The 9,636-nt window shown below is 66.2% G+C and carries 12 protein-coding genes and 1 pseudogene; 5 read left to right on the top strand and 8 right to left on the bottom strand.

Features of this window, described 5'->3' with window-relative positions:
- A partial coding sequence (locus CB0205_RS0106380) for an NAD(P)H-hydrate epimerase (protein WP_010315632.1) occupies positions 1–1,274 on the bottom strand: 1,274 nt, incomplete at its 3' end.
- A 94-nt stretch (positions 1,275–1,368) separates the two neighbouring features.
- Between CB0205_RS0106380 and mnmA the strand changes: the two genes are divergently transcribed.
- Entirely contained in the window at positions 1,369–2,520 is a 1,152-nt protein-coding gene (gene mnmA, locus CB0205_RS0106385) for a tRNA 2-thiouridine(34) synthase MnmA (RefSeq protein ID WP_029626167.1), read from the top strand.
- On the opposite strand, the gene CB0205_RS0106390 is transcribed toward mnmA, so the two are convergent.
- The 3 genes from CB0205_RS0106390 to CB0205_RS0106400 are packed head-to-tail and all read right to left on the bottom strand — an operon-like array spanning position 2,511 to position 4,602.
- Positions 2,511–2,750, bottom strand: coding sequence for a 2Fe-2S iron-sulfur cluster-binding protein (locus CB0205_RS0106390; RefSeq protein WP_010315636.1), 240 nt, complete (start codon positions 2,748–2,750; stop codon positions 2,511–2,513). The genes mnmA and CB0205_RS0106390 overlap by 10 nt on opposite strands.
- Positions 2,747–4,207, bottom strand: coding sequence for a cobyric acid synthase (locus CB0205_RS0106395; protein ID WP_029626168.1), 1,461 nt, complete (start codon positions 4,205–4,207; stop codon positions 2,747–2,749). Before CB0205_RS0106395 ends, CB0205_RS0106390 begins: the two co-directional genes overlap by 4 nt.
- Before the next feature lie 17 nt (positions 4,208–4,224).
- Entirely contained in the window at positions 4,225–4,602 is a 378-nt protein-coding gene (locus CB0205_RS0106400) for an Npun_F0494 family protein (RefSeq protein WP_010315639.1), read from the bottom strand.
- Positions 4,603–4,695: 93 nt separating this feature from the next.
- Here CB0205_RS0106400 and CB0205_RS0106405 point away from each other — a divergent pair, with 93 nt between their 5' ends.
- The 4 genes from CB0205_RS0106405 to CB0205_RS0106420 all read left to right on the top strand — a co-directional run bounded on the left by CB0205_RS0106405 (position 4,696) and on the right by CB0205_RS0106420 (position 6,512).
- On the top strand, positions 4,696–5,256 hold the full coding sequence (locus CB0205_RS0106405) for a nucleoside triphosphate pyrophosphatase (protein ID WP_029626169.1): 561 nt from the start codon (positions 4,696–4,698) through the stop codon (positions 5,254–5,256).
- Between the two features lie 80 nt (positions 5,257–5,336).
- Complete coding sequence (locus CB0205_RS0106410) at positions 5,337–5,594, top strand: hypothetical protein (protein ID WP_156797835.1); 258 nt, start codon at positions 5,337–5,339, stop codon at positions 5,592–5,594.
- Between the two features lie 67 nt (positions 5,595–5,661).
- Positions 5,662–6,009 (top strand): hypothetical protein, encoded by a 348-nt coding sequence (locus tag CB0205_RS0106415; RefSeq protein ID WP_010315645.1) that lies wholly within the window; start codon positions 5,662–5,664, stop codon positions 6,007–6,009.
- A 71-nt stretch (positions 6,010–6,080) separates the two neighbouring features.
- Positions 6,081–6,512 carry a lysozyme inhibitor LprI family protein gene (locus tag CB0205_RS0106420; protein ID WP_010315647.1) on the top strand — a complete coding sequence of 144 codons (432 nt, stop codon included), beginning with the start codon at positions 6,081–6,083 and terminating at the stop codon, positions 6,510–6,512.
- Here CB0205_RS0106420 and CB0205_RS14340 read toward each other — a convergent pair.
- The 4 genes and pseudogenes from CB0205_RS14340 to CB0205_RS15645 all read right to left on the bottom strand — a co-directional run.
- Positions 6,509–7,264, bottom strand: a complete 756-nt coding sequence (locus CB0205_RS14340) for an MlaD family protein (RefSeq protein ID WP_198001910.1) — start codon at positions 7,262–7,264, stop codon at positions 6,509–6,511. The genes CB0205_RS0106420 and CB0205_RS14340 overlap by 4 nt on opposite strands.
- Before the next feature lie 59 nt (positions 7,265–7,323).
- Positions 7,324–7,968, bottom strand: a complete 645-nt coding sequence (locus tag CB0205_RS0106430; RefSeq protein ID WP_232197253.1) for a hypothetical protein — start codon at positions 7,966–7,968, stop codon at positions 7,324–7,326.
- A gap of 144 nt (positions 7,969–8,112) precedes the next feature.
- Positions 8,113–9,501, bottom strand: a complete 1,389-nt coding sequence (psbC, locus tag CB0205_RS0106435; RefSeq protein WP_029626170.1) for a photosystem II reaction center protein CP43 — start codon at positions 9,499–9,501, stop codon at positions 8,113–8,115.
- Positions 9,485–9,636 (bottom strand): annotated as a pseudogene (locus tag CB0205_RS15645) (photosystem II D2 protein (photosystem q(a) protein)); the annotation flags it as partial. The pseudogene CB0205_RS15645 and the gene psbC, both read right to left, overlap by 17 nt.

Here is a 9,636-nt window from a genome sequence, read left to right on the forward strand (position 1 = left end):
ACGGAGCAGCCGCTCTGCTGGGCCGCCGCCGCGCAGGCCTCCAGCGGCGGCAGTCCGGTGAGATCGGGGAAGAGGCGCTGAAATTCGCCGGGATGGGGGGTGAGCCAGCTGGGGCCCGAGCGGCCCCGCAGCCAGGGAAGGGCGGCGCGCTGGGCGAGGCGGTTGAGGCCATCGGCATCGAGGACCAGTAGGCCAGGGAAAGCCTGCAGCGTCTCCCAGATCGCTGCATCGTCTGCCGTGTTGCCGATGCCCGGGCCGATGACCAGGGCATCCAGCCGCTCCAGGACTGAGGGGGCGAGCGCGCTGAGATCCAGGGACCCATCGCCGCGGCTGGGCAGCCGGGCGGAGAGCACCGCATGAGGGAGCTGGCTCCAGAGCTGATCGGCGACGGCCACGGGGACGGCGGCCCGCAGGCTGCCGAGGCCACTGGCGCTGGCCCCCAGCAGAGCGAGCAGGGCGGCACCGCGGTAGGCATCGCTGCCGGCGACGACCAGGAGGCGCCCCCGCTGGTATTTCGAGGCCGCGGCAGCGGGCCTGGGCCAGGGGGCGCCATCGAGGTCGCTGGGGCCTAGGCCAAGAGGCTGCTGCGCGGGCAGTTGCTCCAGCAGGGCAGCGGGAAGCCCCAGGTCGATGCGCTCGAGTGCTCCGGTCCAGGCCAGGGCGCTGTCTTGGATGAGCCCCTGTTTGATCAGGCCGATGCTCAGGGTCCGCCCGGCGGTGGCGGCGGTCTGACCCAGGGGCAGGCCGCGATCGGCGCAGAGGCCCGTGGGGGCGTCGATGGCGATCAGCCGCTGGGGTTGATGCCGTTGGCGCTGCGTCAGCAGGGACTCCAGGGCATCTCCCGGGGGCCGGCTTTGGCCGATGCCAAAGAGCGCATCGATCCAGAGGGCCGGATCACTCGGGTCGGGCGGGCTGGTGAGCTGGGGAATTCCCAGCCAGAGGGCATGGCGCAGGTGGTTCTCGGTGAGGGGCTTGCGCCGTTCAAAGGGAGACCAGAGCCGTACGGGGATGCCGGCGAGGTGCAGCTCCCGGGCGATGACCAGGCCATCGCCGCCGTTGTGGCCGGGGCCGACCAGCACCAGCACCCCCCGCGCTTGAAGCTCTGGCCAGAGATCGGGGTCCTGCAGCCGCCGGCTGATGGCCAGGGCGGCCTTCTCCATCAGAGCCTCCACCGGCAGGCCGTGCTCGAAGAGCACCTGCTCGAGTCCGGCCATCTGCTGGCCGCTGACCAGCAGGTGCTCGGCGTCGCGTGGGGGCCAACAGGACGAGGCCAAAACAGCACTGACGGCGTCAGTTCCATGATGGAGAGAACAGCCACCGTTGGCATTGGCGCGCTTCTCCGCTGTTCCCGTTGCATCTGAGGCCTCCGTGGCGGCAACGGAGGCGGGGGCGCTGGCGATTGAGCGGCTGCGCCAGTGGCCGGGGGAGCACCGGGTGGCCGTGGGGCTGTCCGGCGGCGTGGACAGCTCCCTAACGGCGGCCCTGCTGGTGGAGGCCGGCTGGGAGGTGGAGGGGCTGACCCTCTGGCTGATGAGCGGGAAGGGCGCCTGCTGCGCCGAGGGTCTCGTGGATGCCGCTGGGGTCTGCGAGCAGCTGGAGGTGCCCCACCACGTGGTGGATTTCCGCGAGCACTTCAAGGAGCAGATCGTTGATTTCCTGGTGCAGGGCTATGAGGCCGGTGTCACTCCGCTGCCCTGCTCGCGCTGCAACCGGGAGGTGAAGTTCGGGCCGATGTTGCGCTGGGCCAAGGAGGAGCGGAAGATCGATCGAATCGCGACGGGGCACTACGCCCGGGTGCGCCACGGCGACCAGAGCGAGAACGGCCGCCATCAGCTGCTGCGCGGCTTGGACGAGCGCAAGGACCAGAGTTATTTCCTCTATGACCTGCCCCAGGAGGCCCTGGGTCGGTTGGTGTTTCCCCTGGGCGAGCTGACCAAGCCCGACACCCGCCTGGAGGCGGATCGTCATGGGCTGCGCACGGCCCAGAAGCCCGAGAGCCAGGACCTCTGTCTGGCGGACCACCACGGTTCGATGAAGGCCTTCTTGGATGCCTACCTGCCGCCACGCCCGGGGCAGATCGTGCTGGCCGATGGCCAGGTGGTGGGGGAGCACGACGGCATCGAGCACTTCACGATTGGCCAGCGCAAGGGCCTGGGCGTGGCCTGGAGTGAGCCGCTGCATGTGGTCCGCCTGGATGGCGTGATGAACCAGGTGGTGGTGGCCCCCCGCCGGGATGCGGCCCGCGGCGAGGCCGTGGTGGGCGCGGTCAACTGGGTCTCCATCGCGCCACCCACTGAGCCGCTCGATGTGGAGGTGCAGGTGCGCTACCGCAGTGGACCCCAGCAGGCCCGATTGATTCCCCTGCCGGAGACCGAGTCCGACCGCGCGGCCGACCGACCGCACCGCTGCCGCCTGGAGTTCGCCGAGGAGCAGTTCTCGATCACCCCGGGCCAGGCGGCGGTGTTCTACGCCGGCGAGATGGTGCTGGGGGGTGGCTTAATTCAGCGCGATCACCAGTAGGGATCACTCGCCAGCTCCACGCTCAGCTCACCGCTTTTACTGGCGGGAACGGTGGCGATGCAGGCCCGGATGGTCTTGCCGTTGACATCGATTTCGCAGGCGCCGCAACTGCCGCCGAGGCAGCCCGTGGGGATTGAGAAACCGGCCTCGCGCGCAGCCTGCAGCCAATCCTTCCCCACATTGCAGCGGGTCTGCTGTCCATTGGGCCACTGGATCAGGACGTCCTTCATGGCTTAAGCAGGGGCTCCAGGTTGACGTGTTGCTCGAAGGCATCGGCGAGGCGATCGAGTAGTGCCTCCCGCTGACGGCTGTGGTGAGGTTGGCGTTCACTAAGCAATGGCAACCCCTTACGTGCCCTGAGCTGGTTGAGCCAGCGCCGGCGCCAGGGGCCACTCTCAAAGACACCATGGAGATAGGTGCCCGCCGTACTGCCCGCGACCCAGCCGAGGGAGGGATCCTCCGCCAGGGCTTGGCAGGGCTCCAGGGCTGAGGTCGCACCGCGGTGCAGCTCAAAGCCCTCCAATAGGGCGGCTTCAGCAGCATCTGGCCAGAAGGCCGGGCTGCTGCATTGCCGCAGCGCCTTGACCTCTCCAAAGACCGTGCGCAGCGGCAGGAGCCCTAGGCCGCCGTGGCTCGAGCCGGCACCCCCTTCCAGGCCTTGGGGATCGAGGAGTTCACGCCCGAGCAGTTGCATGCCGCCGCAGATGCCCAGCACGGCTCCCCCTTGGGAGGCATAGACCGAGAGTTGCTCCCCTAGGCCACTGGCCTGTAGGGCCGCCAGGTCTCGAAGGGTTTGTTTGCTGCCGGGCACCACCACGGCATCAGGGCGCCCCAGCTCCTGGCCCGGAGCAATCCAGTTGAGCTGCACCGTGGGCTCGGCCTCGAGGGGGTCGAGGTCGGAGAAGTTGCTCAGCGAGGGCAGCTTGAGCACGGCGATCTCCAGCTCGGCACCCCGTTTGCGGCCGCGGCGCTCCAGCAGATCGAGGGAGTCCTCCGGGGGGAAAAGTTCATCCAGCCAGGGCATGACGCCGAGTACGGGGATGCCGGTGTTGGCCTCGAGCCAGCGGCGGCCCTCATCAAAGAGTTCGCGGCGCCCGCGGAAGCGGTTGATCAGTAGACCCCGAATCAGCGGACGCTCGACCGGCCGCAGTAGCGCCAGGGTGCCGACCAACTGGGCAAAAACTCCGCCCCGTTCGATGTCGGCCACCAGCAGGCAGTTGGCCCGCAGGTACTGCGCCAGGCGCAGGTTGGTCAGGTCCCGTGGTTGCAGGTTGACCTCGACCGGACTGCCGGCCCCCTCCAGCACCAGTCGCCCGCCGGGGTGGCTTGCCTTGAGGTCGCTGAGGCCCTGGCGAATGGCGGCCCAGCCGGGGCGGAACCAATCGCGGTAGTAGTGCTCGGCGCGGCAGCTGCCGACCGACTGCCCCAGGTGGATGACCTCGCTGGTGCTGTCCCCCTGGGGCTTGAGCAGCACGGGGTTCATGGCACAGGCGGGATCCAGTCCCGCCGCCCAGGACTGCAGGGCCTGGGAGTAGGCCATCTCGCCGCCGGCCTGATCCACCCAGGCGTTGTTGCTCATGTTCTGCCCCTTGAAGGGCAGGGGTGTCTCCCCCCGGCGCCGTAGCACCCGGCAGAGGGCGGCCGTCATCAGGGACTTGCCGGCACCGCTGCTGGTGCCCAGCACCATCAAGGGGGTGGGGTTGTTCAAAGCCTCGGCCAGTGCTGCTTGATCCAGTGGCGCAGGCGGGAGGGGAGGCTGGCGCTGGGGATCTCTCCGGGCCAGTCCGAGAGCACGACTCGCCCGAGGGGCGTCAGGCGGACCCGTTCGGTCAGGCCCTGGCCATCGACCTCGCGGCGCAGCACCCCGAGTTGGATCAGCCAGATCAGCAGGTATTCGCAGTGGTTGGCTGAGAGACGCCGGCAGCTGAGAGCAGTCCAGTCGGAGCGAGCCGCGAGCTGCGTGCTGCTGAGGGCCTCCCGCTCGAGTTCCTCATAGAAGCGGCGCCGAAAGGGAAGGCAGCGCACGGCCCGCTTGGCCCGGATCAGCGCCCGTTGCTCCTGCTGGCTAAGGCGGGGCTGCATCAACGGGAGCGCTGGGGTCCCTTCATTGTGGTCATCGGCTGGCTCCTACCGCCCGAGACCCTTGCCAGAGTGGGCCGAGCTCAAGGACCGGCTGTGCTGCTGTTGGCCTCTGCCTCTCCCGCCCGCCGGCGCTTGCTGGAGCAGGCGGCGATCCCCCATCGGGTGCAGGTCAGCGGGGTGGATGAGGAGGCCATCGGCCACCCCGATCCGGCGCAGTTGGTGCAGCTCCTGGCCCGGGCGAAGGCGGGGGCGGTGCTGCAGAGCGGGCTCGGTCGGGAGGTCTCGGCGGTGCTGGGCTGTGATTCGGTCCTGGCGTTTGACGGGGAGGTCTTTGGCAAACCCGCGGATCCCCAGGAGGCCATCAGCCGCTGGCGGCGGATGCGCGGCGCCTGGGGGGAGCTGCACACCGGCCATGCCCTGCTGGATCCAGCAGGGGGCGAGCGGGTGGCCGCGGTGACCACTCGGGTGCTCTTTGCTGATCTGAGCGACGCCGAGATCGAGGCCTATGTGGCGACGGGTGAACCACTGCAGTGCGCCGGTGGCTTTGCCCTGGAGGGCCGCGGCGGCTGCCTGGTGGAGCGCCTGGATGGCTGCTTCTCCAACGTCATTGGCCTGAGTCTTCCCTTGCTGCGGCAGTGGTTGAGCGCGGCCTGAAGCCTTGCCGAAATCCACTGTTGCCATTTTTCTTTGGCCGTAGCTATTGCGAAGACAAGGCCCTCCTCACACACCTGGCCATGAAGACCTTCGCGCTTGCAGCAGCCTGCAGCCTCCTGGTTGGTAGCGGACTGACGCTGAACGCCAACGCCATGGAGCCGATCCAGCTCTCCACAGTTCTGCCGACTGCCGACCACGGACTGATGGCCGAGCAGGCCTACATGGAGGATGCCTCAGCCCGCCATAGCGTCGAGGTGGCAGACGATGCGCTGTTGCCCCTGGAGTTCAAGAAGCCCTCAGGACCGCAGGGCTACAACGTCCTCAACCTGAGCTTCTGAGGGATCGTTGCGACGGCTGGCGCTTCGTCGTGGTCTCAGCAGAATTCAGGCAATTCCTCCTGGGCTGATGGGTCGACGTCTAAGCCTCAGCCTGGCCCTCCTGAGCGCGGGCTGGATGGCGGCGCTGCCGGTGCAGGCCCAAAGCCCCAGGCCTCCCCAGGCCCTGGCGGTCTTGCTCAAGCAGCTCAAGGCCCAACCCCTGGGCCTCTATGACGGGATGCGTTTGTTGCGCATCCCCCAGAGCGATGGGGGGAGCCTGACCATCAGCGTCAGTTGCGAGCGTCAGCTTTGGCGCGTCCAGAGCCGTCAGACGCCCGCCGGCCGGCCGACGTTTTATGGCGACAGTGCGTTCCTGAGCGCAACGGGGATTGATCGCTCCTGGGTCTGCACGGGACCGGCTCGGGTTCTCGAATGAAGCGCGCGCCTGCGCTTCGATGTGTTGGCCCCCATCCCTCAGTGCTTCTGAAACGCTCCGTACAAGTCGCCATGTTCCATCAACCACGACTTCGCTTCTGCTGGGCTTCCCTGTTCGCACTGGCTGCTTTGGCGGGGAGTACCCAGCCAGTGGCGGCCCAGCCCAATCCCTGTGCCCACACCATGAGCACGGTGGAGACATCGCTGTGCATCGCCAAGGTTCTTGAGCAGAAGGATCGGGACTTGGCTCTGGCCATGCAGAAGGTGGCAGCGGATGCTGCCGAGATGCCCGGCGGTCAGTTCCCCACGCTCTGGAAGGACAACCTGACGGGCTTCTTTAAGACCAGCGCGGATCCCGAGGATCAGCTGGCTGCGTTTCAGCAGGCCCGCCGCAATGCCTGCGTTTACATGAACTCCATCGCCTTCCAAGGCACGGGCTTTGGCATCTTCGTTAGCAACTGCGAGATCCGGATGACCGATGCCCTGATGCAGTCGCTCGACTAACGGTCCTTCGGCGCTTCCTCAAGCCCACCGATGCCAACCAACAGCTGCAGCAGTTTCCGGCTGATGCTGCTGAGTTGCTGAAGCTCCTTCAAGGTGTTCACCAGGATTGGCTGGGTTTGCTCCAGCACCTGCTGAGCACGATTGGAGGTGGCCTCGGCACTGGCACCGGTGGCGCTGATTTGCGTGAGCATTTTGCGCAGGGTGGGTGCTGTCGCTGCGGTCTCCCGTTGCACCACGCCGCTGAGGTTGTCGACGCTCCCGAGGGTTTTGCGGATCTCGCGCAGGGTGTCGGGAACATCCTCTGCCGTGAGTTTGATGGTGTTGTTCAAGGTGGCCTGCAGGGCTTTCTGGGTTTGATGCAGATCCACCATCAGGCTGCTGATGGCGGGCGGTTGCTCATAGGGCAGGGTCGTGTCGCGCATGCCGTGCTTCTCCAGGCTCACCGGCCAGGGCTGCGGATCCGGACTGACCACCAGGAAGTGCTCCCCGACAAGACCTTGCTGCCCTTGGCTGGCCGTGCTGCGTGGTCCCACCAACGGCGCAAATCGCTCGTCAATTTGAAACTTCACCTGCACCTTGGCGTTGGGCAGCATCTCCAGGGAGCGCACCTGACCGACCTGCATGCCTGAGATCTGAACCGCCTGGCCGGGCCTGATGCCACTGGCATTGGCCGCCACCAAGCGTAGGTTTAAAAAGCGTTGGCCCCAGTGCTGCTCACGCGCCAAGCCAATGATCAAGGCTCCCAGCAGCACGGCACCAGAGCCAAGAAAGAGGAGTTTCTCGTGACTCCGCGTCGGTGGATTCGGCATCGTCATAGGGAGCTCGCCTGCAGACGGATGGGATCCAACACCGTGATCCAGAGCAGCTTGAGGGCAAAGAGAACCATCAGTCCCTCGATCAAGAGATTGCTGACCATCAAGGCCGGATGCCGTTTGCGTTTGAGTTCCTGGTAGCCCCGCCATTGACTCCAGGCGCAGATGCCGGCCAGGAAGAACGAGCAGCGCAGCATGGCCCGCAGGACATCCTGCAAGGCAACGCCGCTGAGCAGCGCCTGCGCTTCTCCAATGAGGTCACTGCGGGGTGTGGTCAACGCCCCCGCGCAGAGCGAGGAGATCAAAAAGAGCACCAGCAGAACCGCGGCGAGCAGTGCCGAGGCTGGAACACTGATCAGCCAGGCCCTGGAGCCGTGGCGTTCGACGCGATCCAGCCAGTTCGGCATCATCAGCGCCATCGCCAGCAGCGAGACCAGCAGCGGTCCGACCAACTGCAGCACCAGCAAGGTCAGCAGCTCCAGGCTGAAGCGACTGTTCTGTCCAAGGGGGCCGGCACTCAGCTCAACGATGCCGGCCCCAACCACCAGCCCCGAGAGCAGCACGGGACCGCCGCAGCGTTGACCGTTGCGTTCGGCGGTGTTCAGCACCCGCCAGATTCGATCACTGGTGAGCTGGCTTTGCACCAGAGCGCTCAATGGCTCCACCCAGGTTGCCGATGCGTGCCTGATCGTCTACTGCTGATCGCTCAGCCGATAAACAGTGCCACAAAGGCCACAAAAAAAGCCCCCGCCGAAGGGCGAGGGCTGAGGGACGATCGCTGAAAGGAATCAGTCGAGGTCAGGCATGGCCAGGGTGGGCTCGGCCTGACGGTCGATGCCCTTCTCGAAGCCAGCAGCAGCAGCGCGGGCGCGGCCGGCGTGCCAGAGGTGACCCACCAGGAAGAAGAAGGCGAGAACGAACTGAGTCGCAGCCAACCACTGACGGAGGTTCACGAAGTTCACCGAGTTGGGCTCGGTGATGATGCCGCCCACAGAGTTCAGAGACGCGTTGGGGGCGTGGGTCATGTACTCAGCCGCGCGGCGCACTTGCCAGGGCTGAATGTCGTTCTGGAGCTTGTCGAGGCTCAGGCCGTTGGGGCCACGCAGGGGCTCCAGCCAAGGACCACGGAAGTCCCAGAAGCGCATGGTCTCACCACCGAAGATGATCTCGCCGGTGGGGGAGCGCATCAGGTACTTACCCAGACCGGTGGGACCCATGGCGGAGCCGATGTTGGCGCCGAGGCGTTGGTCACGCACCAGGAAGGTGAAGCTCTGGGCCTGGGAGGCTTCGGCGTTGGTCGGGCCGTAGAACTCCGAGGGGTAGGCGGTGTTGTTGAACCAGATGTAGGCCGAGGCGATGAAGCTCATGAAGCTCAGGGCGCCAAGGCTGTAGCTCAGGTAGGCCTCACCGTTCCAGATGAAGGCGCGACGCACCCAGCCGAAGGGCTTGGTGACCACGTGCCAGATGCCACCGAAGATCAGCGTCAGACCCAGCCAGATGTGGCCACCGATGATGTCCTCCATGGAGTTCACACCGATGATCCAGCCCTCACCGCCAAAGGGAGCGCGGAAGAGGTAGCCGAAGATCACGCCGGGATCCAGGGTGGGGTTGGTGATCAGGCGAACGTCGCCACCACCAGGGGCCCAGGTGTCGTAGACGCCGCCGAAGAACATGGCCTTGAACACCAGCAGCAGAGCGCCAACACCCAGAAGGATCAGGTGATAACCAATGATGTTGGTCATCTGGTTCTTATCCCGCCAGTCCTGGGAGAAGAACGCGGAGTAGTTCTCCAGGATTTCGGGACCACGCAGGGCGTGGTACAGGCCGCCGAGGCCGAGCACGGCGGAGCTGATCAGGTGCAGAACACCAACGACGAAGAAGGGATAGACATCCACAACTTCACCGCCAGGCCCAACGCCGTAGCCAAGGGTGGCGACGTGGGGGAACAGGATCAGGCCCTGCTCGTACATGGGCTTGTCGAAGGTGAAGTGGCTCACCTCGAACAGCATCATGGCGCCGGCCCAGAAGACCATCAGGCCTGCGTGGGCGACGTGGGCGCCGAGAAGGCGACCAGAGAGGTTGATCAGACGGGCGTTACCCGACCACCAGGCATAGCCGGTGGAGTCGAGGTCCTTCCCGCCGATCCCGGAGAGAGAAGGATTAGAGAGCGTTACCACGGGGCAGAACCTCTTCAGGGAAGACGAAGTTTTCGTGCGGTTGGTCCGCGGGGGCCATCCAGGCGCGCAGGCCTTCGTTCAGAAGAATGTTCTTCGTGTAGAAGGTCTCGAACTCGGGGTCCTCAGCAGCGCGGA

The organism is Synechococcus sp. CB0205 (assembly GCF_000179255.1).
Taxonomy (GTDB): Bacteria; Cyanobacteriota; Cyanobacteriia; order PCC-6307; family Cyanobiaceae; genus Vulcanococcus.